Below are 23,195 nucleotides of genomic sequence, written 5' to 3' on the forward strand. Positions count from 1 at the left end.
CTCAACGCGTTACCACTTGTAGGTTGCACTGGCGACGACACTGCGCTGGTCGCCGTAGTAGCAGTAGAAGCTGTCGCAAGTCGAGATGTAGTCCTTGTCGAACAGGTTGGTCGCGTTAACGGCCAGCGAAGCGCCTTTGAGGCTGTTGTCCAGGCGACCGAGATCGTAGTGTACCGCGGCGTCGAACACGGTGTAGGCGCCAGCCTTGCCTAGCCAGGTGTTGGCCTCATCGCCGTAGGTGTTGCCGGTGTAGCGCGCGCCGGCGCCGATGCCGAAGCCGTCGAGCACGCCGTTGTGCCAGGTGTAGTCACCCCACACCGATGCTTGCTGGTTAGGCATCAGTTGCAGGCGATTGCCCTTGAACGCGCCGTCTTGCACTTCGGATTTGGCCAAGGTGTAGGCAGCGGTGACCTTGAGGTTTTCGGTCACGTCGGAAACGGCTTCCAGCTCCAGGCCTTTGACTTTCACTTCGCCGGTCTGGCTGGTGACCGTCACGTTGCCCACGTTGTTGGTGACGGAAACGTTTTTCTGGGTCAGGTCATACACGGCCGCCGTCAGCAGGGTGTTGCTGCCCGGTGGCTGGTACTTGATCCCCAGTTCCCATTGCTTGCCCTCGGTCGGTTTGAACGAATCGGTCGGCGAGGCGACAGCATTGCTGGCCGGCTGGAACGATTCGGCGTAGGACAGGTAAGGCACGAAGCCCGAGTCGAACACATAGCTGATCGCTGCGTTGCCGCTGAAGTTCTTGTCGCGCTCGGTGTTGGTGGCATCACCCTTGTTGAAGAATTTGGTGCCGGTATGGACCCAGTCTTCACGACCGCCGAGTGTCAGGCGCCATTGGTCGAGGGCCATTTGGTCCTGGACGTACAGGCCGGTTTGGTGGGTCTTCTGGTCATAGTCATAAAACGCCGAGGAGCGTGGTGGCCGAGTGATCGGCAAGCCATAGACCGGGTTGTTGACGTTGATGGCCGGTGCGCCACCGAAGATCGAGGTGTAGTTGGTGTTGCTGCGCTGGTGGTCCAGGCCGATCAACAGTGTGTGTTGGATGTCGCCGGTGGCGAAGTCGCCCTGGAAGTTGTTGTCCACGGCGAACTGGCTGATGTCCTCGTCGACATTGGTCGTGCCGCGCCCGGTGTTGCCTTCGTCGTCTACGACAAATCCGATAGAAGGAAAGTAGCTGTTGACGGTAACCGTCTGGAACGACAGGTCCGACTTGGTGTAGCGCAGGTTCTGGCGGAACTGCCATACATCGTTCAGGCGATGTTCGAAGGCATAGCCCAGTGCGTAGTAGGTGCGGTCGTAGAAGTCGTAGTCCGGATCACCCAGGTTCTTGTGGTGCGAGATCTTGCCGAACGGCATGTCGATCTTGGTGCCCTGAATCGGATAGAACTGGCTGGTAACGCCGGTATCGTCACGGGTGAATTGCGTCAGCAGGGTGAGTCTGGTGTCGTCGTCGATGTTCCAGGTCAGGCTTGGTGCAATGTTGTAGCGCTTGTCATCGATGTGGTCGATCTGGGTGCCACCGTCACGCACGACGCCACTCACGCCATAGAGAAACCGGCCTTCGTCGTCGATTTTGCCGGTGCTGGCGAAGTTGATCTGGCGATGATTGTCGCTGCCGTATTGCAGTTGGACCTCGCTGCTGGCTTCGGCGTTCGGGCGCCTGCTGACCATGTCCAGCAGGCCGCCTGGCGGGGTCTGGCCGTACACAGACGAGGCCGGGCCGCGCAGCAACGCCAGGCGGTCGAGGTTCCAGGTTTCCTGTTTCGGGTTGGCGTACACGCCTTTTGGCAGTGGCAGGCCGTCGAGGAATTGAGTCGGTTCGAAACCACGCACGCGCAGCCAGTCGGCGCGGGTGTCGCTGCCGTAGCTGCTGGCGGTAATGCCCGGCAAGTAGCGCACGGCGTCATCGAGGGTATGCGCGTTGCGGTCGTCCATCTGCTCGCGAGTGACGACCGAAATCGAGCGCGGTGCTTCGACCAGCGCGGTATCGGTCTTGGTGCCGGCGGCGGTGCGCTTGGCGACGTAGCCTTGCACCGGGCCCCAGGCGCTTTCAGCATCTTCCACGCCGATCACGCTGGTCGCTGGCAGGGCCAACACACCCTCGGGCACAGCCACCAGGCTGTAGGTGCCCGCACTGCTTTGCTCCAGTTGCAACCCGGTGCCACGCAGGGCTTCGCGCAGGGCGCCGGTTGCGTCGAACTGACCGTTGACTGGCGCCGAGGTTTTGCCCGCCGCCAGGGATGGGTTCAACGACAAGGCCAGGCCGGCCTGGCTGGCGATCTGGTTCAGGGTGCTGGCCAACGGTGCGGCTGGCAGGTTGTAGGCGCGGACGCTGGATGCCTGTTCAGCGGCGAACAGTTGGCTGCTGGCCAAAGGGGTGCAAAGGGCAATGGCGACCGCCAGCAAACTGGGGCGCAACAAGGTGTCTAGCGAACGGGACATTACAGCGGCTCCTGAATGTAAATATTTCTCAATTGCCTGTGTGCCGAACGAAAATCAAAAAGTGATAGAGCTGGATGAAAATAATTTCGATTCAGTTATTCAATTGCGGCCAAACTACTTTCGGGATGCGCTTTTGTGGCGAGGGAGCTTGCTCCCGCTCGGCTGCGCAGCAGTCGTAAAATCAGCCAATGCGATTTAACTGGAAAATGCAGGGGCCGCTTCGCGACCCAACGGGGGCAAGCCCCCTCGCCACAGGGTTCTGTGTGGGGATTCAGGGCTTGGTATCGGCCTTGGCCACGACCTTCACCCACCATTGCGTGTGCTGCTCGATCTGCACCGGCAGGGTCGGCAGCAGGGCATTGAGCGCCAGGTCGGTGTCGCGCAGTGGGAAGCTGCCAGTGATGCGCAGGTCGGCCACTTCCGGCGCAACGCCGACGTAACCGGTTCGATAGCGACCGATTTCATGCACCAGGTCTTCCAGTCGCGTGTTATCCACCACCAGCATGCCGCGAGTCCAGGCATCCGCGCCGAGGTTGACGGCCAGAACCGGACCCAGGCCATTATTGCGGATCAACACCTGTTGGCCTTCGCGCAGGATCTGTTCATCCGGGTTGGACTCGGGATGAACCGCCACCGCCGACTGCAACACGCTCAGGCGCGTGCCTTCGTCTTCGCGCTTGACCAGAAACCGCGTACCCAGGGCGCGCATGCTGCCTTCACGGGTTTCGACGATGAATGGCCGGGGATCACCATGGCCGGTTTCAACCAGGATTTCGCCTTCTTGCAGCACGATGCGCCGCTGCTTCTCATCGAAGCGAATATCCAGGGCGCTGTGAGTGTTGAGATTGATCAACGTGCCATCGGCCAGGCGCAAGGTGCGTTGCTCGCCAACGGCGGTGCGCTGGTCGGCCAGCCAGTATTCGATCGGCAGGTAACGTGGCCCGGCAAATAGCGCCAGGCCGATAACTGCCACCACACTCGCCACGCCATTGCCGAGCTTGCGCACCCGTCGGCGAATGCCTTCGCGCGATTGCAGCAGGGCTGTGCGGGCCGGGCCGCTGGCTACGCTGAAGCGCTGGTCGAGCATGCCCAGTTGGCGCCAGGCGCGGGCGTGCTCTTCGTGGGCAGCATGCCACTTGGCGAACTCTTCGCGCTCAACCGGGTTGGCGCCATCCATGGACAACTGCCAGGCAATCGCCGCGTCCAGCACGTTGGCCGATACCGGTTTGGAACTGAGCGGATTCATGTCGGCTCACCATACAGCGCGATGTAGCACTGGCGAATGCCTTGGGCCAGGTACTGACGCACCCGCGGCACCGACACGCCGAGGCGCTCGGCGATTTCTGCATGGCCGAGGCCGTCGAGGCGGTTATAGAGGAACGCCGCCCGGGCCTTGCTGGAAAGCTTGCCGAGCAAACGGTCAATGTTTTTCAGGTCTTCGAGGATCATTTGCTGTTCTTCCGCCGACGGTTGTTCGGCTTCGGGAATCAGCATCAGCTCGGTGAGGTAGGCCTGTTCCAGCGCGGCGCGGCGGAAATAATCGAACAGCAGGCCCTTGGCGATTGCCACCAGAAACGCCCGCGGTTCGCGTAGTTCCTTCAGTTCCTCGCGGCCCAGCAAGCGCACGAACGTGTCCTGGCTCAGGTCTTCGGCCCGCTGCGGGCAGGCGACGTTGCGTCGAAGCCAGGCCAATAGCCAACCGCGATGGTCGCGATATAACGCACCGACGAGCTCACTTTGAGGGCTTGGGACTGACGACACGCAGCATCACCGCTTGGGAAGTGTTAACTAACGAGAATTGTTCGCGATTGTGGCAGAGGCGAGGGGGGGAAGCAATTGGCGTTGGTCGGGTGGGAAGTTGGTGACGGCCCCTGTAGGAGCGAGCCTGCTCGCGATGGACGTCAACGATAACGTTGGCTGCCTGACACCCAGCGGTGTCCTGGAGTTCATCGCGAGCAGGCTCGCTCCTACAGGGGGTGTGCGTATAGGTCAGAAGGAGGGCGCCTGCTGCCTCCGCTTCCACTGACTCAGGCGCTGCTGCAAATTCAACGGGCTATGAATCTGCTGTTGCCGCGCGTGGCTGAACAGGATCAACGCCAGTTCAGCGGTCGCCAGGGCGTCGGCGCTGGCGTGGTGGCGTTCGAAGACTTCGAGCTTGAACCAATCGATCCAGTCGTCCAGCCCGGCCTCGCGAATGTGCGCCTGCGGACACAGCAACGGTGCAATGTCCGCCACATCCAGAAACGGATGCTGCAACTTGCACCCCAGGTGATCTTTCAGCGCACGGCCGAGCATGTGCTGGTCAAACGGCGCGTGGAAGGCCAGCACCGGACTGTCGCCAATGAACGCCATCAGGTCGAGCAACGCCTCTGCCGGATCGCTGCCCGCCGCAATGGCGCTGGGGCCAATGCCGTGGATCAGCACACTGGGGCCGAGTTTTACCTGCGAATATTGCAGGGTGCGTTCGAACTGCTGGCGAAAGTCGATGGCCCCGTCCTCGATCACCACCGCGCCGATGGACAGTACGTGATCCTTGTTCAGGTTCAACCCGGTGGTTTCCAGATCGAGTACCACCCAGCGCTGCTCGCGCAGGCTGCATTCGCCCAGGGCGGCGGCGGTGGGCAAGCGTTCCAGGCGATGTTGCAGGTGTGCGGGCAGGGTGGGGGCCGGCGGGCGCAACCATGAAAACAGGCTCATAGCTGATACCGCAAAGCCAGGCTGCTTTGCAGGCGTTGTGCCTGGCGCAGGGATTCACGCAGGATGCGCCGGTCCAGATGATTGAGGCTGTCGGGGTCGACCCGGTTTGAGTAAGGAAAATTCTCCCGGGTCTGTAGTTGATGTTGCTGCATGCGGGTTTGCTGGATGAAGTGATAGGCCTCTTCGTACGCGGCGCCGTCCAAGGGCTCGATGACCTCTTTGACGACCAGCTGGCGAAAACGCTCCAGGGTGTTGTTCGCTTCGATACCGTGGGCCAGGGCCAGCAACCTGGCGCCGTCGACGAACGGTGCCAGGCCTTGGACTTTCAAGTCCAGAGTGGCCTTCTCGCCATTTTTGCGCGCCAGCACGAACTCGCGGAACCGTCCTACGGGCGGGCGATTGCGCAGCGCATTCTCGGCCATCATGCGCTGGAACAAACGATTGTCGCCGACCTGATCGAGAATGCCCCGACGCAACTGTTCGCAGCCTTGCTCGCTGCCCCAGACCACGCGCAAGTCGAAATAGATGCTTGAACCCAGCAGGTTCTCCGGGGTTGCCTCGCGGATAAACGCCGCAAAGCGTCGCGCCCATTCGGCCCGGGACAGACACAGCTCGGGGTTGCCGGCCATGATATTGCCCTTGCACAAGGTGAAGCCGCACAGTGCCAGGCTCTGGTTGATCTGCTGGGCGATGGGCAACAACCTGCCGCGAATCTCGGCGGCATGGGCCGCATCCCTGGCTTCGAACAGAATGCCGTTGTCCTGATCGGTGTGCAGGGTCTGCTCGCGACGGCCTTCACTGCCGAAGCACAGCCAACTGAACGGCACGCCGGGGTCGCCTTTTTCGGCGAGGGTCAGTTCGATCACACGGCACACGGTGTGGTCGTTGAGCAAGGTAATGATGTGAGTGATCTGCGTCGAAGAAGCGCCGTGGGCCAGCATGCGCTCGACCAGTTGACCGATTTCGCCGCGCAGTGCCACCAGGTTTTCCACCTTCTGTGCATTGCGGATAGTGCGCGCCAGGTGCACCAGGTCGATCCGCTGCAGGGAAAACAGATCGCGCTCGGAAACCACGCCGCACAAACGTTGGTCCTTGACCAGGCAGACATGGGCGATGTGCCGCTCGGTCATGGCAATCGCCGCGTCGAAGGCACTGTGATCCGGCGACAGGAAAAACGGTGCCCGGGTCATGTGCCCATCGATGGCTTCGTTGAAATCACTGCTGCCGTTGGCCACGGTCTGACGCAGGTCGCGCAGGGTGAAAATCCCCAGTGGCGCCTTGAGTTCGTCAACTACCACGATGCTGCCGACCTGTTGTTCGTGCATCAACGTCACGGCTTCGCGCAACGGCGTCTGCGGTCCGCACGTTACCGGGTGGCGCATGGCCAATTCACCCAGCCGGGTATTGAGCGAATACTGGGTGCCCAGGGTTTCCACGGCTTTTTGCTGCACTTGCTGGTTGACCTGATCCAGCAGACTGCTCACGCAGCGCAAAGCGAAGTTGCGGAAGGTGTCCGATAGCGAAAACAGGCGGATGAACGCCGACTTGTTCAGTTGCAGGCAGAAGGTGTCTTCGCCAGCCAGGTGCTCGGTGCGGGTCGCCCGCTCACCCAGCAACGCCGCGAGAGGGAAGCACTCGCCGGTGGTGATCTCGAAAACCGTTTCGGTGCCGCCTTTGGCCGTATGCGGACGCTCGCCCACGACCCGGCCTTGCTTGACGATATAGAAGTGCTCGACCGGGCCGTCGGCGGGTTTGATGATGCTCTCGCCGGGGGCGTAAAAACGCAGCTGACATTGTTCGACCAGAAACGCCAGGTGAGCGTGTTCCATCTGATTGAAGGGCGGGAAGCGTTGAAGGAATTGCAACGTGCCCTGGATGTTCTGCAACACCGCGGTTTTCCCTGCCTGTGTGAAGGCGTCCGCTTTACTCATAACCATTACCGCTGTCTTTTTCGAATTGTTGTAGTCGGATGACGTGGACATGGTCGACCCCTGTGGCCGGGGTGCCCATTGGACGTAAGTCTAGGTAGGCAATCAGTGTGATGGAATGTCGGAAAAACCCTACGTAACTGTGAGAAAAACCTCTCTATTCTGCTATTGGAAAAATATCCGACGAGGTGCACATTGATGGTCTGCTTAGCGATGTCTCACCACTGTGCTAGGGAATTGAATTGAACATGTAGAGAACGCCATGTCCGACCACGATATTTTGAGCGACGCCGAGCGCGAAGCGCTGAGTGCCGTCATGCTGGAACCTGACCTGCCGCAGCAACGGGTGCTCATCGTCGACGACGATAAAGACGCCCGTGAGCTGTTGTCTAAGATCCTTGCGTTGGAGGGCATTCGCTGCGTGACGGCAGCCAGTGGCGAAGCGGCACTCAAGATTCTGGTGACCGATGCAGAGATCAAAAAGCTCACTATCGGCTTGCTGATCACCGACCTGCGAATGGGCCATGTAGACGGCCTCGAACTGATCCGTCAGGTACGCGAGTCAGTACGGGCAGCATTGCCGATCATCATTGTCTCGGGTGACGCCGACGTGAAGGATGCGATCGCCGCGATGCATTTGAGCGTGGTGGACTTTTTGCTCAAGCCGATTGATGCCCGTCATCTGCTGACACTGGTAAAACGCGAATTGGGTATTAAATAACGGGCCTCTTGTAATTGTTAGTTGCATGTTTTAAATGTTTTGGCGGATTTAACTTGCAATTAAGTTTGTGTCTCTGGTTTGCGAAAAAGCTACTCACAAATAGCTTGTTCTCTTTTTTGATTATTCAGCTATCGTCCAGTGCTTGAAAACTGATGCAGGCATTTATCCGATGTCGCGCTTTGTTTGATAATGCCTGTTATAGCACTGTCTAGGTTGCCGGTATGGCTCTCCAGTTTTAGTGGTTTGAGTATGTCGGTGGTTACCGTGTATTCAGTCTGCGGCCAGTTTCTGTAGATAACACTGATAAAGGTCAGGTCATTACTCTTCCTGGATTGTGTGGGTCTGTATCGCACTGAGGACGGAATGATGAAAAAAATGGAGTTTCGCGATCTAGTACTTATTATCGGTGTGACAGTCATGTGGGGCAGCAATTTTACGGTCATTGATATCAGTCTTGACGGTATCGATCCGTTCATATTGACAGCGTTGCGCTTTACTTTCTGTGCATTGCCACTGGTGTTCTTTATCCCGAAACCGAAAGGTGTCAGTACTTTTGTAACTATCGTCTACGGCTTGTTGTTTGGTATCGGAATGTGTTGGCTGATGAACTACGGCATGTTTCTCGGCGTCAGTGCCGGCGTGACATCCTTGCTCTTGCAGTTCAGTGCTTTTTTCACGGTCATCTGGGGAGTACTGCTGTTTGGCGAGAAAATGACGGCAATACAAGTGGCCGGAGTTCTCATGGCGCTGGTCGGGCTGATGTTCATTATTCATGTGACGCAAGGTGATGCCGAAAGCTTTGGTCTTTTTCTGATACTGCTCGGCGCATTGTTTTGGAGTCTTTGCAATGTGCTTGTCAAGAGAAGCAAAGTGGTTGATATATTTTCCTTTGTCGTTTGGTCGAGCCTGTATGCAACACCGCCTCTATATCTGATGACTTACTGGGTCAAGGGAGCAGCTCCTTTCCAGTCGTTGTTGACGGACATAACTGCTCCAGTGCTGGCATCTGTCCTGTTCCAGGCCTATGTGGCGACGGTGTTCGGGTATTGGGTGTGGAACCGAATGATTGAGAAGTATCCGGCGAGCCAGGTTGCACCCTTGTCAGTGATTGTTCCGATATCGGGTATCTTGACCTCGTGGTATGTACTCGACGAACCCATTGGTGGCGCAAAACTGTTTGCTCTCATCATCACTGTCCTTGGCATTGCCTTGTTCATGAATGCATCGAGAATAGGCCGCCACATCGCTGCCAACGCGTTGCGTTACAGGAGATAGTTGTGCATTTGCAGTAAGCAGAAACAAAAATCCCCCGGTTTTTCAACCGGGGGATTGCTGTGGAGAGCGCTGGTTTACAACCCGTTCTTCGCCTTGAACTCGCGACGACGACGGTGCAGGACTGGCTCGGTGTAGCCGTTTGGCTGTTTGGTGCCTTCGACCACTAGTTCGACCGCCGCCTGGAAGGCGATGTTGTTGTCGAAGTTCGGGGCCAGCGGACGGTACAGCGCATCGCCGGCGTTCTGCCGGTCAACCACGGGTGCCATGCGCTTGAGGCTTTCCATGACCTGCTCTTCAGTGACGACGCCATGGCGCAGCCAGTTGGCGATGTGCTGGCTGGAAATACGCAGCGTTGCACGGTCTTCCATCAGGCCGACGTCATTGATGTCCGGCACTTTCGAACAGCCGACGCCCTGGTCGATCCAGCGCACCACGTAACCGAGAATGCCCTGGCTGTTGTTGTCCAGTTCGTTCTTGATTTGCTCGGCGGTCCACTGCGGGTTTACCGCCAGCGGGATGGTCAGGATGTCGTCTACCGATGCATGGGCACGCTTGGCCAGTTCGGCCTGACGGGCGAACACGTCAACCTTGTGGTAGTGCAGCGCGTGCAGTGCAGCAGCGGTCGGCGACGGAACCCAAGCGGTGTTGGCACCGGCCAGCGGGTGAGCGATTTTCTGTTCGAGCATCGCTGCCATCAGGTCCGGCATGGCCCACATGCCTTTACCGATCTGCGCGCGACCTTGCAGGCCGGTGCTCAGACCGATGTCGACGTTGGAGTTCTCGTAGGCGCCGATCCATTTTTCTGCCTTCATGTCCGCCTTGCGCACCATCGGGCCGGCTTCCATGGAGGTGTGGATTTCATCGCCCGTGCGGTCGAGGAAACCAGTGTTGATGAACACCACACGCTCGCTCGCTGCCTTGATGCAGGCCTTGAGGTTGATCGTGGTACGACGCTCCTCGTCCATGATCCCGACTTTGAGCGTGTTGCGTGGCAGGCCCAGCACGTCTTCGATACGGCCGAACAGCTCGTTGGTGAACGCGGCTTCTTCAGGGCCGTGCATCTTCGGCTTCACGATATAGACCGAGCCGGTGCGGCTGTTCTTGCGTGAGCTGTTGCCGTTGAGGTTGTGGATCGCCGACAGGCAGGTCACCAGGCCATCGAGAATACCTTCCGGCACTTCATTGCCATCTTTGTCGAGGATCGCGTCGATGGTCATCAGGTGACCGACGTTACGCACGAACAGCAACGAACGACCGTGCAGGCTCAGTTCACTGCCATCGACAGCGGTGTAGGCGCGGTCGGCGTTCATGGTACGGGTAAAGGTCTGACCACCCTTGGCGACGCTTTCTGACAGATCGCCCTTCATCAGGCCGAGCCAGTTGCGGTAGATCACCACTTTGTCATCGGCATCGACAGCGGCAACCGAGTCTTCGCAGTCCATGATGGTGGTCAGCGCGGCTTCCATCAGGATGTCTTTGACGCTGGCCGCGTCGGTCTGGCCGACCGGGGTGCTGGCGTCGACCTGGATTTCGAAATGCAGGCCGTTGTTTTTCAGCAGGATCGCGGTCGGTGCGGCGGCATCGCCCTGGAAGCCGATCAGTTGCGCGTCGTTACGCAGGCCGGTGTTGCTGCCGCCTTTAAGGGCGACCACGAGTTTGCCATCGACGATCTTGTAGCCGGTGGAGTCGACGTGGGAGCCGGCCGCCAAAGGCGCCGATTCGTCGAGGAAGGCACGGGCGAAAGCGATGACCTTGTCACCGCGCACCTTGTTGTAGCCTTTGCCTTTTTCCGCGCCGTCGGCTTCGCTGATGGCGTCGGTGCCGTAGAGCGCATCGTACAGCGAGCCCCAACGGGCGTTCGAAGCATTGAGCGCGAAGCGGGCGTTCATGACGGGCACCACGAGCTGTGGGCCGGCCATGCGGGCGATTTCGTCATCGACGTTTTGCGTCGTTGCCTGGAAATCGGCCGCTTCTGGCAGCAGATAACCGATGTCTTGCAGGAAGGCTTTATAGGCTTTCGGGTCGTGCACCTGGGCTGTCCCAAGAGCTTTGCGCTGTTGATGCCAGCCATCGATACGAGCCTGGAAATCATCGCGTTTGGCGAGTAGGGCTTTGTTCTTCGGTGCCAGGTCATGGATGACCTTGTCGGCACCGGCCCAGAACTTATCGGCGGTGAGGCCGGTACCGGGAATGGCTTCGTTGTTCACGAAGTCGAACAGGACTTTGGCGACCTGCAGGCCACCGACTTGAACGTGTTCAGTCATTGCTTGCCTCACTCTGCTCAGCTATTTCGCTTTTCAGCTCTTCAATTTAACAATGAAGCCTTTGGCCATTTAAACCACAAACCCCTCTACCAGTACATGCCCATGACGGGCGGCTGGGTTGGGACCAATCAACGGCTTGAGGCCTTGCTGACAGGGCTTTCAGGGTTGCGAACGTGCCTGCGGCAGACATCGATCCAACGTTATGTAGTGCGCGCTGCGGCATACTACATGATGAATTGCGGTTGTGAAAATTAGACTAATCACGTCGTTCTGCGACCCCATGACGCATTGCGGTCACGGCGCGGAACAGGATGTTCTCAAAAAACCAGTGGATTGTTCCAGTTAAATATCAAAAGTTGTACACGATTTGTTGGGTCAGGCAGATCGGCGGTGCACCCATTCGCGAGCAAGCCCGCTCCCACAAGGACGGCGCATGACCCTGTGGGAGCGGGCTTGCCCGCGAAGGGGCCAGCCGGAACACCTTTGATTCCGGATCTGCCCAGGCACCTCTCATCCCTTGCCTATACTTGATTCTCTATAACAAAAGTCATGACCAGAGGGCTGCGCCATGGACCACCTAGTACTCACTGTTTTTGCTCCGGACAAGCCCGGGCAAGTCGAGCGCATTGCCCAATGCATTGCCGAGCACGGCGGTAACTGGCTGGAAAGCCGTATGTCGCGCATGGCGGGACAATTCGCCGGGATTCTTCGCGTGGGCGTGCCGGCCGAGGCCTACGATGAATTGGTCGATGCCCTGCAAAGCTTGTCCGCCCATGGCATTCGCGTGTTGATCGCCGAAAGCGGCATCGAACAATCCTGCACCTGGAAGCCGATCGCCATGGAACTGGTGGGCAATGATCGCCCGGGGATCGTGCGGGACATCACCCGCTTGTTGAGTGAGCAGGGGGTGAACCTGGAGCGGCTGGTCACCGAAGTACGCCCGGCGCCGATGAGCAGCGAGCCGCTGTTCCATGCCGAAGCGATCCTTGCCGTCCCGCTGACACTGTCTCTGGACGTACTGCAATCACGTCTGGAAACCCTGGCTGACGATCTGATGGTTGAGTTGGTGCTGCGCAGCGACCCTTGATCAGGTTATCCAAGTTAAACGTGCACCGGCCTGTGGATAACCTGTAGAGACACCCCGCCAGGCCACGCCGGCCGGGGCTCTTCAGGATCTGATCAAAAAACCAGCAGTTTCAGTCACTTGCGCACAATCGGCGGGGATCACGCTGTGGATAACCTTGGGAAGGAATGATGCAGGCCACGGGAGACGTGGCCTGTAGATATTTGTGTGTTTTTTGATCAGTTGCGGCGACGCAAACTTATCCACGCATCGATGCTGTAAACCGCCAGACCGGCCCAGATAAAGATGAAGGCCACCAATGTGCTGGACGACAAGTGTTCGCCAAACAGCAGCACGGCTTGCAACAGCACCAGCGTCGGCGCCAGGTACTGGAGAAATCCGAGCGTGGTGTAGGGCAAATGCCGCGCGGCGGCGTTGAAACAGACCAGCGGCACCAGCGTGACCGGCCCGGCCGCCACCAGCCACCAGGCTTCTGACGTGGTCCAGAACTCGGCCTGGGCGCTGTGGGCGGTCGGATTGAACAGCAACCAGGCAATGGCGATCGGCACCAGCATCCAGGTTTCCACTACCAGGCCAGGCAATGCCTTGACTGGAGCCTGCTTGCGAATCAGCCCGTAGAAACCGAAGGTCAGTGCCAGCACCAGCGACACCCAAGGCAGACTGCCGACCTGCCACACCTGCTGCGCCACGCCGACGGCCGCCAGGCCCACCGCAATCCATTGCATGCGCCGCAGCCGTTCGCCAAGGATCAGCATGCCCAGCAACACGTTTACCAACGGGTTGATGTAGTAACCGAGACTGGCCTCGAGCATGCGGCCGTTGTTCACCGACCACACATAGGTCAGCCAGTTGGCTGCGATCAATGTACCGCTCAGGGCCAGGATCGCCAGCCGTCGCGGGTTCTCCCGCAACTCGCGCCACCAGCCCGGATGCTTCCAGACCATCAACAACAAGGCACCGAACAGCGCCGACCATAGTACGCGGTGGATGATGATTTCCACGGCGGGCACACTGGCGATGGCTTTGAAATAGAGTGGGAAAAGTCCCCAGATGATGTAGGCACTCAGGCCTAGAATGTACCCGCGGCGCGGGTTGGCGGCTTGCATGCAGAATCCTTGCTTAGGCAGCTAACAAAGAGGGGATTGTAAGGAGATTTGTCTACGAATGTCTTACCTGAATAGGTAGTGCAATTGTGAACACAAAACCTGTGGGAGCGGGCTTGCTCGCGAATGCGGTGGGTCATTCAACATTGATGTCGACTGACACGCCGCCTTCGCGAGCAAGCCCGCTCCCACAATTGGATCTGTGTTGGGTCAGAAGAGTTTTAGTGGCTCTTCTTGAAGTGCCGCCAACTGCTCGCGCAACGCCAACACCTGATCACCCCAATAACGCTCGGTGCCGAACCACGGAAAGCTGCGCGGGAAGGCCGGGTCTTCCCAGCGACGGGCGAGCCAGGCGCTGTAGTGCATCAGGCGCAAGGCGCGCAGCGGTTCGATCAAGGCCAGTTCACGCGGGTCGAAGTCGTGGAATTCGTTGTAGCCGTCCATCAGTTCCGACAACTGGCTCAGGCAATCCTGGCGATCGCCGGCAAGCATCATCCAGATGTCCTGTACCGCAGGCCCCATGCGGCAGTCGTCGAGGTCGACGATATGGAACATTTCGTCACGGCACATCATGTTGCCGGGGTGGCAGTCACCGTGCATGCGGATGTTCTGGTGCGGCGTATTGCTGTAGGCATCTTCCACGCGCTTGAGCAGATCGCGGGCCACCGATTCGTAGGCTGGCAGCAGGCTGCGCGGGATGAAATTGCCGTCGAGCAAGGTGTTGAGTGAGTCGTGGCCAAAGTTCTTTACCGCCAGCGCTTCGCGGTGCTCGAACGGCCGGGTCGAGCCGACCGCATGCAGGCGCCCGAGCAACTGGCCCAGGCGATACAGTTGATCGAGGTTGCCAGGCTCTGGCGCGCGGCCGCCACGGCGAGGGAACAGGGTGAAACGGAAACCGTTGTGTTCGTGCAGGGTTTCACCGTTGTGGATCAACGGCGCCACGACCGGTACCTCGCATTCGGCGAGTTCGGCGGTGAACTGGTGCTCTTCGAGAATCGCTTCGTTGGTCCAGCGTTGCGGCCGGTAGAACTTGGCGATCAGTGGCTCGGCGTCTTCGATACCGACTTGATAGACGCGGTTCTCGTAGCTGTTGAGCGCCAGGATGCGCGCGTCGCTGAGAAAGCCGATGCTTTCGACGGCATCGAGCACGAGGTCTGGCGTGAGGGTTTCAAACGGGTGGGCCATGCTGACTCCTGCGCGCAGCAGGCTGCTGCGTCCGGCCAGGCATGGTAGCGCAGACGGCAGGGCTTTAGGGGGCGGGGTTTAGTTGTGTGGTGTTCGGGCTGACGTCTTCGCGAGCAAGCCCGCTCCCACATTGGATTGTCGGTGTGCATGCGAACGGCGGCACACCATGGATCTCCTGTGGGAGCGGGCCCGCGAAGAGGTCGGATCAGGCGCCGACGATCCCGCCGTCTTCCCGGGTAATCGCCATTACCGATGAGCGCGGCTTGCCATTGGGCAGATGCTCGGGGAAGGTCGAACCGCCGTTTTCGCCCGGATGCTGAATCCCGACAAACAGGGTTTTCTGGTCCGGCGAGAAGCTGATCCCTGTCACTTCACAACCTACCGGGCCAACCATGAAGCGGCGAATCTCGCCGGTTACCGGGTCGGCACAGAGCATCTGGTTGTTGCCCATGCCGGCAAAGTCACCGGCGTTGCTCACATCACCGTCGGTGAGAATCCACAAGCGTCCGGCCTTGTCGAAGCCCAGGCCGTCCGGGCTGTTGAACATGTTCTGCGGAGTGATGTTCGACGAGCCGGCCTTTGGCGTGCCGGCATGCGCTGTCGGGTTGCCGGCCACCACAAACAGGTCCCAGGCAAAGGTGTGCGAAGCGTGATCGTCGCGTTCGGTGCGCCAGCGCAGGATCTGCCCGTAGACGTTCTTCTCGCGCGGGTTCGGCCCGCCCACCGGTTGCCCGTCTTCGCCGCGTTTGGCGTTGTTGGTCAGTGTGCAGTAGACCTGGCCATCCTTGGGGCTGACCACGATCCATTCCGGGCGGTCCATGCGCGTGGCTTTCACCACGCTGGCGGCGAGACGCGCGTGGATCAGCACTTCGGCCTGATCGGCAAAACCGCTGCTGGCGTCGATGCCGTTTTTGCCGTGGGTCAGTTCGATCCATTCGCCTTGGCCTTTCGGGTGATTGGCATTGCCGTCCCCCGCATCGAAACGCGCCACGTACAGCGTGCCGTGATCGAGAATGTCGCGGTTGGCCTTGGGGTTCTTGTGGTCGATCTTGTCGCGGCTGACGAATTTGTAGATGAACTCACCGCGCTCATCGTCGCCCATGTACACCACGGCATGGCCATCGCCGGTTTCGGCCAGGGCGGCGTTTTCATGCTTGAAGCGACCCAGGGCCGTGCGCTTGACCGGTGTCGACTGCGGATCGAACGGATCGATCTCCACCACCCAGCCGTGACGGTTGAGTTCGTTGGGGTTCTTGGCCAGATCGAAGCGTTCGTCGTGCTGGTGCCAGTTGATCTCTTTGCTGGTGACCACCGCGCCGTAGCGTTTTTGCGCCGGGTCGAATTTCTGCTCGGCATTGCTGCTGCCGAAGCAGTCGGTGAAGTTCTCTTCACAGGTCAGATAGGTGCCCCAGGGCGTCTTGCCGTTGGCGCAGTTCTGGAAAGTGCCGAGGACGTTCTTGCCGTGCGGATCGGTGCTGGTCTTCAGCAGGGCGTGACCGGCGGCCGGACCGCTCATGGTGATCGGCGCATTGCCGTGAATGCGGCGGTTGTAGCGCGAGCCCTGGACGAATTGCCATTGGCCATTCTTGCGCTGCACTTCGATCACCGACACACCTTCGCAGGCCAGCGCCTTGCGCACGTCCTCCGCCGATTGCGGCATGCCGCCATGGGCGTAGAGGTAGCGGTAGTTGGTGTATTCGTTGTTGATCGCCATCAGCGCCCGGTCTTTTTCGCCCGGAAATTCGAACAGGCTCATGCCGTCGTTGTTGTCACCGAACTGGGCTTCCTGATGTTCGGCACTGCCGTTGCCGCTTGGGTCGAACGCCGGGCCGTCCTTGTGCAGAGGCTGGCCCCAGCTGATCAGCACCGAGGACTTGTAGCCCGCTGGCAGGGTGATGGCGTCGCTGGTGGCGGCGGCAATGCTGTCAAAGCCCAGCAACTGGCTGTTACCGGCGCTGACGCTGGCGGCCATCACGCTGCGGCTCAGCAGACTGCCGCCGAGGAACATCGCGGCGCCGCACAGGGCACCTGCGCTGATGAAGCCGCGACGGCTGAGGCCGACCATGGTTTCGAGGTCGGTGGACTGGTTTTCTTCTAATAGGCTCATTTCAGGCTCCCTGCGGTTTTGCTGACACCTTAATGATGAGTAATGAACCTTTTGTTGCAGTTTGCTTAAAGCGGCGTACCCAGCAGAACCCTGGACGGCGAAAACTCCACGCGCACCGGTTTGCCGCAGGTCAGTCCCAATGCCTGCAGATGTCCAGGCTCGTCCAGGGCGCACAGTGTCAGACCGTTGGGCAGGGTAATGCGCACTTCGCTGGGGCCATCGTCGGCGTCGAGAATCTTCTCGATGGTGCCTTTCAGGCAATTGTTTCCCGGCGTTTCGGCGGAATCGATTTCCAACACATCAAGCCAGCCGGCCTTGATCAATGCCACGACTTCGGTGCCGATCTGCAGCTCCAGGCGCTCGGTGCTGTCGTGGGTGATTTGCGCGTCGACGATCACGCCTTCGGCGACTTCCAGGCGAATCAGGTCGTTGCGCCCCTGCGGTTCGATTGCGCTCACCTTGCCGTGCAACTGATTGCGCGCGCTGGTGCGCAGCATCAAACGCCCGAGGAGGTCCAGGTCGCTCGCGTCCTCGGCGGCCTCCAGCACTTGAGCCTGCAAGGCTTGCAGCTTCTGGTACAGCCGCAACACCCGCTCACCTTCGATGGACAGGCGGGCACCGCCGCCGCCCTTGCCACCGACAATCCGCTCCACTAGAGGCTTCTGCGCAAGGTTGTTCAGCTCATCGATTGCATCCCAGGCGGCCTTGTAGCTCAGCCCCGCGCTCTTTGCCGCGCGGGTGATCGAGCCCTGTTCGGCGATGTGCTGCAGCAGGGCGATGCGCTGCGGACGGCGGACAATGTGCTGGGACAACAAGGTTGGCAAAGACATGGCAAGTCGCTTTGGCTGGTAACGAGGGTGAGGACGTTGGCCGCTTGGGCCGCGTGAGTCAAGTCAGGGTGTCTCACCGGGTTTGGGTGTGCGGGCCAGGCAGTAGACGTCAACCCGTGCCGCACCGGCATCCATCAGCAGGCGAGCCAGGGACTGGGCCGTGGCACCGGTGGTCAGGACGTCGTCGACCAAGGCCAGGTGCTGGCCTTTGACGACCGCGCCGGGTGCGAGGGCGAAAGCGTTGCGCAGGTTCTTTCGGCGGGCTTCGGCGTTCAAGGCCTGTTGGGCGTCGGTGTCCTGGGTTCGTAGCAGCACCCGTTCGTCGCAAGAGATATCCAGACCAGCACCCAGCCAGTGAGCCAGCATTGCCGCCTGATTGAACCCGCGTTGGCGCAGGCGCCGGTTGGCCAGCGGTACCGGGATCAGCACATCGGGTCGCTGTAGATCGTTTTCGAAGCGATCTTGCAGGTATTGAACGAGAAGTTCGGCGAGTAGGCGGCCAAACGGCCATTTTGCGTTGTGTTTGAAGCGGGTGATCAGACTGTCTACCGGAAAGCTGTAGGTCCAGGGAGCAATCACCTGTTCGAAGGCCGGTGGCTGCTTCAGGCAATGGCCGCAGGTAAGGCCCGCGGTCGGAAGCGGCAGGGCGCAGGTCATGCAATGCTCGCCGAGCCAAGGCAACTCGGTTTCGCAGGCCGTGCAGACAGGAGGGATGCCGTCGGCCGGCTCATCGCACAAAAGGCATGACTGTTTGTTTTTTAACCAGATGTAAACCTGTCCTGTGTATCGTGGTTGACAGCGCATCACTCTTCCTTAAATATGCCGAAACAACTGTGAAGCGGCTGTGACATTCCATTACCCAGCCGCATGCCAAAGCATAATTCAAAGGAAACGCCCATGAGCGCCAGCACCACTGCAACCCTGCGTCATGACTGGACTTTGGCCGAAGTCAAAGCACTCTTCGTTCAACCATTCAATGACCTGTTGTTCCAGGCGCAGACGGTGCACCGTGCGCATTTCGACGCCAACCGCGTCCAGGTGTCGACCCTGCTGTCGATCAAAACCGGCGCTTGCCCGGAAGATTGCAAATATTGTCCGCAGTCCGGCCACTACAACACTGGCCTGGAAAAAGAAAAGCTGATGGAGGTGCAGAAGGTCCTCGAAGAGGCCGCTCGCGCCAAGGCCATCGGTTCGACCCGCTTCTGCATGGGCGCGGCGTGGAAGCACCCGTCGGCCAAAGACATGCCTTACGTGCTGAAGATGGTCGAAGGCGTGAAAGCCCTGGGCCTGGAAACCTGCATGACCCTCGGTCGCCTGGATCAGGACCAGACTGAAGCGCTGGCCAAGGCCGGCCTCGACTACTACAACCACAACCTCGACACCTCGCCCGAGTTCTATGGCAGCATCATCACCACCCGCACCTACGGCGAGCGCCTGCAAACCCTGGCCTATGTGCGTGAGTCGGGGATGAAGATCTGTTCCGGCGGCATCCTCGGCATGGGCGAGTCGCTGGACGACCGCGCCAACCTGCTGATCCAGTTGGCCAACCTGCCGGAGCATCCGGAGTCGGTGCCGATCAACATGCTGGTGAAAGTCGCCGGTACGCCGCTGGAAAATGCCGACGACGTCGACCCGTTCGACTTCATCCGCATGCTCGCCGTCGCGCGCATCCTGATGCCGCAATCGCACGTGCGCCTGTCCGCCGGCCGCGAAGCGATGAACGAGCAGATGCAGGCCCTGGCGTTCTTCGCCGGCGCCAACTCGATTTTCTACGGCGAAAAACTGCTGACCACCGCCAACCCGCAGGCCGACAAGGACATGCAACTGTTCTCGCGCCTGGGCATCCTGCCGGAAGCCCGCGAAGAGCACGCCGATGAAGTGCACCAGGCAGCTATCGAACAGGCGCTGGTGGAGCAGAAGAGCAGCGAGCAGTTCTATAACGCGGCCGTCTGAGTCTTTGACCGACTTCTCTGGTTGAAATGCAAAACACTTGTAGGAGTTGGCTTGCCAGCGATAGCGGTCTCTCAACTGATGGATATGTTGAATCTGACGCCCTCATCGCTGGCAAGCCAGCTCCTACAGGTTCGGTGTCTACCTTGATTGTTTGTCCGAGGCCTGCATGTCTTTCGATCTCGCCGCACGCCTTGCTGCCCGTCGTGCCGAAAATCTCTACCGTCAGCGCCCCCTGCTTGAAAGCCCGCAGGGGCCGCAAGTGGTGGTCGATGGCCAGCCGTTGCTGGCGTTCTGTAACAACGACTACCTGGGCCTGGCCAATCATCCGCAAGTGATCGAGGCCTGGCGCGCCGGCGCTTCGAAGTGGGGCGTGGGCGGAGGGGCTTCACACTTGGTCATCGGCCACAGCAGCCCGCACCACGCACTGGAAGAAGCCCTGGCCGACCTGACCGGTCGCCCGCGCGCATTGCTGTTCACTACCGGTTACATGGCCAACCTCGGCGCGGTCACGGCGCTGGTGGGGCAGGGCGATACGGTGCTCGAAGACCGGCTCAATCATGCGTCGCTGCTCGATGCGGGTCTGTTGTCCGGTGCGCGGTTCAATCGTTATCTGCACAACGACGCTGCGAGCCTGGCCAAACGCCTGGAAAAAGCCACCGGCAATACGCTGGTGGTCACCGACGGCGTGTTCAGCATGGACGGCGATATCGCCGACTTGCCAGCGCTAGCTCGCGAGGCCAAGGCCAAGGGCGCCTGGTTGATGGTCGACGACGCTCACGGTTTTGGACCGTTGGGTGCCAACGGTGGCGGCATCGTCGAACATTTCGGTCTGAGCCAGGAGGACGTTCCGGTGCTGGTCGGCACCCTCGGCAAAGCCTTCGGTACGGCGGGTGCCTTTGTGGCGGGCAGCGAAGAGCTGATCGAAAGCCTGATCCAGTTCGCCCGGCCCTACATCTACACCACCAGCCAGCCACCGGCGTTGGCCTGCGCCACCCTGAAAAGCCTGGAACTGCTGCGCAGTGAACACTGGCGCCGCGAGCATTTGCAGACGCTGATCCGCCAGTTCCGCCACGGCGCCGAACAGATTGGCCTGGAACTCATGGACAGCTTCACACCGATCCAGCCGATCATGATCGGTGACGCCGGGCGCGCGGTGCGCTTTTCACAAATGCTGCGCGAACGCGGATTGATGGTGACCGCGATTCGTCCGCCGACCGTGCCCGCCGGCAGCGCCCGACTCCGGGTCACGCTGACCGCCGCCCACAGCGAGGCCCAGGTACAGCTATTGTTAAACGGACTGGCCGATTGTTTTCAACAACTGCAGTCGGAGCCAAGCCATGCGTGATCGTCTGATTCTGCTGCCCGGCTGGGGCCTTGGTGTTTCACCCATGGAGCCCCTGGCAGCGGCCTTGCGCGGCCTGAATGAGCACCTGCGGGTCGAGATCGAGCCGTTGCCGGAGTTGGAGTCGAGCGATCTTGAAGAATGGCTCGATGAGCTCGATTCGACGTTGCCGCAAGACGCCTGGCTGGGCGGCTGGTCATTGGGCGGCATGCTCGCCTGCGAGTTGGCGGCCCGGCGTGGCGATCGCTGCTGTGGCGTGTTCACCCTGGCCAGCAACGTCTCTTTTGTCGCTCATGAACAATGGACGGCCGCCATGCCTGGCGAAACCTTCGATGCGTTTCTGACGGGATGTGCTGGCGACCCGCGTGCGACGTTGAAACGCTTTTCACTGCTCTGTGCCCAAGGCGCCGATGACCCTCGCGGATTGTCGCGGTTGATGCTGGGTGGCGCTCCGAATACCCCGGCGCCGGTGCTGCTCAGCGGTCTGCAAGTGCTCGCACAACTGGATACCCGCCAGGCATTGCAATCGTTTCGCGGTCCGCAACTGCATTTGTTCGCCGGCCTTGACGCACTGGTGCCGGCGGAAGCGGCGGGCGAGTTGCTGGCGATGCTGCCGGATGTCGAAATCGGTCTGATTGAACAGGCCAGCCACGCGTTTCTCCTGGAGGACCCCCACGGTTTGGCGGGGGCGATCCAGGCCTTTTTGCATGAGTGCGGCGATGACTGATTTATCCTTCCCCAAACTGCCCGGCAGCTTGCCCGACAAGCGTCAGGTAGCAGCGTCTTTCTCCCGCGCGGCGGCCAGCTACGACAGCGTGGCCGAGTTGCAGCGTGATGTCGGCAGCCAATTGCTCGCGCGATTACCGCAGGACTTCGTCCCGCAGCGCTGGCTGGATCTTGGCTGTGGCACCGGGCATTTCAGTCGTGCCCTGGGTGAGCAATTTGCGGGCAGTCACGGTGTGGCGCTGGACATCGCCGAAGGCATGCTCAACCACGCCCGGCCATTGGGCGGTGCCACGCATTTCGTGGCCGGCGATGCCGAGCGTTTGCCGCTGCGGGACTCGACCTGCGACCTGATCTTCTCCAGCCTGGCGGTGCAGTGGTGCGCGGACTTCGAATCGGTGCTCAGTGAAGCCTGTAGGGTGCTGAAACCGGGTGGCGTTTTCGCGTTTGCTAGTCTCTGTGTAGGGACGTTGTTTGAATTGCGCGACAGCTGGCGGGAAGTCGATGGCATGGTGCACGTCAACCGCTTCCGGGAGTTTGGTGTTTATCAGCAGTTGTGTGCGGCCAGTGGCTTGAGGGTAGTCAGTCTGCAAAACCTTCCCCACGTGCTGCATTACCCGGATGTGCGCAGCCTGACCCATGAGCTCAAGGCGCTGGGCGCGCACAACCTCAATCCTGGTCGACCGGGTGGCTTGACCGGCCGGGCGCGGATTATGGGTTTGATTGAGGCTTATGAGCAGTTTCGTCAGGCCCGGGGCCTGCCGGCGACTTATCAAGTGGTGTATGCCGTTTTGGAGAAACCCTTATGAGCGCAGCCTATTTCATCACCGGCACGGATACCGATGTCGGTAAAACCACAGTCGCCGCCGGGCTGCTGCATGCGGCGCGTTCGGCGGGTTTGAGCACGGCGGCGGGCAAGCCGGTCGCCTCCGGTTGTGATGTGACGCCCAAAGGCCTGCGCAACGCCGATGCGCTGGCGCTATTGGCGCAGTGCTCGCTGCCGCTGACCTATGCACAGGTCAATCCGGTGGCCTTCGAACCGGCCATCGCCCCGCATCTGGCGGCACGCGAGGCGGGCGTGGCGTTGACGGTGCAGTCGTTGCTGGCGCCGATGCGGCAGATTCTGGGCATGCAGGCAGATTTCACCCTCATCGAAGGTGCCGGTGGCTGGCGCGTGCCGTTGGCGGATCAGGACAACCTGTCGGACCTGGCCATCGCGTTACAGCTGCCGGTGATTCTGGTGGTGGGCGTGCGACTGGGGTGTATCAGCCATGCCCTGCTGACCGCCGAAGCGATTGCCCGGGACGGTTTGCAGCTGGCGGGTTGGGTGGCCAACATCATCGACCCGAAAACCTCGCGCCTGGAAGAAAACCTCGCCACCCTTGCCGAGCGCCTCCCGGCGCCGTGCCTGGGGCGAGTACCGAAACTCAAGTCAGTCACGGCGGAAGCAGTGGCGGAACACCTTCAGTTGGATCTGCTTGACTAGGCTTTGCCTATGACAAGGCACTGTGCCATTAGTGTTTTTGACGGGTGTTTTG

19 protein-coding genes are annotated in these 23,195 nt (G+C 60.2%); 8 read left to right on the forward strand and 11 right to left on the reverse strand.

Annotation, left to right across the window (positions count from 1 at the left end; genetic code table 11):
• Positions 1-9: 9 nt before the first annotated feature.
• From KGA88_RS07040 to KGA88_RS07060, 5 genes are all read right to left on the reverse strand, one after another.
• On the reverse strand, positions 10-2,445 hold the full coding sequence (locus tag KGA88_RS07040; RefSeq protein ID WP_223589842.1) for a TonB-dependent siderophore receptor: 2,436 nt from the start codon (positions 2,443-2,445) through the stop codon (positions 10-12).
• A 271-nt stretch (positions 2,446-2,716) separates the two neighbouring features.
• Positions 2,717-3,691, reverse strand: coding sequence for a FecR domain-containing protein (locus KGA88_RS07045; protein ID WP_223589844.1), 975 nt, complete (start codon positions 3,689-3,691; stop codon positions 2,717-2,719).
• The gene (locus KGA88_RS07050) at positions 3,688-4,206 is read right to left on the reverse strand and encodes an RNA polymerase sigma factor (protein ID WP_223589846.1); all 519 of its coding nucleotides are present in this window, start codon (positions 4,204-4,206) and stop codon (positions 3,688-3,690) included. The genes KGA88_RS07045 and KGA88_RS07050 overlap by 4 nt, the downstream gene beginning before the upstream one ends.
• 228 nt (positions 4,207-4,434) lie before the next feature.
• A complete protein-coding gene (locus KGA88_RS07055; RefSeq protein ID WP_223589848.1) occupies positions 4,435-5,142 on the reverse strand; it encodes a PolC-type DNA polymerase III in 708 nt (235 codons plus the stop codon).
• Positions 5,139-7,079 (reverse strand): putative nucleotidyltransferase substrate binding domain-containing protein, encoded by a 1,941-nt coding sequence (locus KGA88_RS07060; protein ID WP_223589950.1) that lies wholly within the window; start codon positions 7,077-7,079, stop codon positions 5,139-5,141. The genes KGA88_RS07055 and KGA88_RS07060 overlap by 4 nt, the downstream gene beginning before the upstream one ends.
• 253 nt (positions 7,080-7,332) lie before the next feature.
• Between KGA88_RS07060 and KGA88_RS07065 the strand changes: the two genes are divergently transcribed.
• Positions 7,333-7,791 (forward strand): response regulator, encoded by a 459-nt coding sequence (locus KGA88_RS07065; protein WP_223589850.1) that lies wholly within the window; start codon positions 7,333-7,335, stop codon positions 7,789-7,791.
• A 363-nt stretch (positions 7,792-8,154) separates the two neighbouring features.
• Positions 8,155-9,066, forward strand: coding sequence for an EamA family transporter (locus KGA88_RS07070; protein ID WP_223589852.1), 912 nt, complete (start codon positions 8,155-8,157; stop codon positions 9,064-9,066).
• 74 nt (positions 9,067-9,140) lie between these two features.
• Here the strand turns inward: KGA88_RS07070 and KGA88_RS07075 are convergent, their stop codons facing one another.
• Positions 9,141-11,330, reverse strand: coding sequence for a malate synthase G (locus KGA88_RS07075; RefSeq protein WP_110661081.1), 2,190 nt, complete (start codon positions 11,328-11,330; stop codon positions 9,141-9,143).
• 568 nt (positions 11,331-11,898) lie between these two features.
• Between KGA88_RS07075 and KGA88_RS07080 the strand changes: the two genes are divergently transcribed.
• Positions 11,899-12,417 (forward strand): glycine cleavage system protein R, encoded by a 519-nt coding sequence (locus KGA88_RS07080; RefSeq protein WP_110661080.1) that lies wholly within the window; start codon positions 11,899-11,901, stop codon positions 12,415-12,417.
• Between the two features lie 215 nt (positions 12,418-12,632).
• Here the strand turns inward: KGA88_RS07080 and rarD are convergent, their stop codons facing one another.
• The 5 genes from rarD to KGA88_RS07110 form a co-directional block, all read right to left on the reverse strand.
• Positions 12,633-13,520, reverse strand: a complete 888-nt coding sequence (rarD, locus tag KGA88_RS07085) for an EamA family transporter RarD (RefSeq protein WP_103396660.1) — start codon at positions 13,518-13,520, stop codon at positions 12,633-12,635.
• A 207-nt stretch (positions 13,521-13,727) separates the two neighbouring features.
• Entirely contained in the window at positions 13,728-14,702 is a 975-nt protein-coding gene (locus tag KGA88_RS07095; protein WP_110663225.1) for a serine/threonine protein kinase, read from the reverse strand.
• Between the two features lie 205 nt (positions 14,703-14,907).
• Entirely contained in the window at positions 14,908-16,809 is a 1,902-nt protein-coding gene (locus KGA88_RS07100) for a PhoX family protein (RefSeq protein ID WP_223589854.1), read from the reverse strand.
• Positions 16,810-16,874: 65 nt separating this feature from the next.
• Positions 16,875-17,639, reverse strand: coding sequence for a TOBE domain-containing protein (locus KGA88_RS07105; RefSeq protein ID WP_110659827.1), 765 nt, complete (start codon positions 17,637-17,639; stop codon positions 16,875-16,877).
• A 63-nt stretch (positions 17,640-17,702) separates the two neighbouring features.
• Positions 17,703-18,443, reverse strand: a complete 741-nt coding sequence (locus KGA88_RS07110; RefSeq protein ID WP_223589856.1) for a ComF family protein — start codon at positions 18,441-18,443, stop codon at positions 17,703-17,705.
• A 93-nt stretch (positions 18,444-18,536) separates the two neighbouring features.
• Here KGA88_RS07110 and bioB point away from each other — a divergent pair, with 93 nt between their 5' ends.
• The 5 genes from bioB (at position 18,537) to bioD (ending at position 23,143) form a co-directional block, all read left to right on the forward strand.
• A complete protein-coding gene (gene bioB, locus KGA88_RS07115; RefSeq protein WP_110659825.1) occupies positions 18,537-19,592 on the forward strand; it encodes a biotin synthase BioB in 1,056 nt (351 codons plus the stop codon).
• Between the two features lie 166 nt (positions 19,593-19,758).
• Positions 19,759-20,937, forward strand: a complete 1,179-nt coding sequence (gene bioF, locus KGA88_RS07120) for an 8-amino-7-oxononanoate synthase (RefSeq protein WP_223589859.1) — start codon at positions 19,759-19,761, stop codon at positions 20,935-20,937.
• Entirely contained in the window at positions 20,930-21,661 is a 732-nt protein-coding gene (locus tag KGA88_RS07125; RefSeq protein ID WP_223589861.1) for an alpha/beta fold hydrolase, read from the forward strand. The genes bioF and KGA88_RS07125 overlap by 8 nt, the downstream gene beginning before the upstream one ends.
• The gene (bioC, locus tag KGA88_RS07130) at positions 21,654-22,466 is read left to right on the forward strand and encodes a malonyl-ACP O-methyltransferase BioC (RefSeq protein WP_223589863.1); all 813 of its coding nucleotides are present in this window, start codon (positions 21,654-21,656) and stop codon (positions 22,464-22,466) included. The genes KGA88_RS07125 and bioC overlap by 8 nt, the downstream gene beginning before the upstream one ends.
• Positions 22,463-23,143 carry a dethiobiotin synthase gene (bioD, locus tag KGA88_RS07135; protein WP_110659821.1) on the forward strand — a complete coding sequence of 227 codons (681 nt, stop codon included), beginning with the start codon at positions 22,463-22,465 and terminating at the stop codon, positions 23,141-23,143. The genes bioC and bioD overlap by 4 nt, the downstream gene beginning before the upstream one ends.
• Positions 23,144-23,195 lie beyond the last annotated feature (52 nt).

The sequence above is a fragment of the Pseudomonas sp. A-R-19 genome (genome assembly GCF_019956575.1).
Taxonomy (GTDB): domain Bacteria; phylum Pseudomonadota; class Gammaproteobacteria; order Pseudomonadales; family Pseudomonadaceae; genus Aquipseudomonas.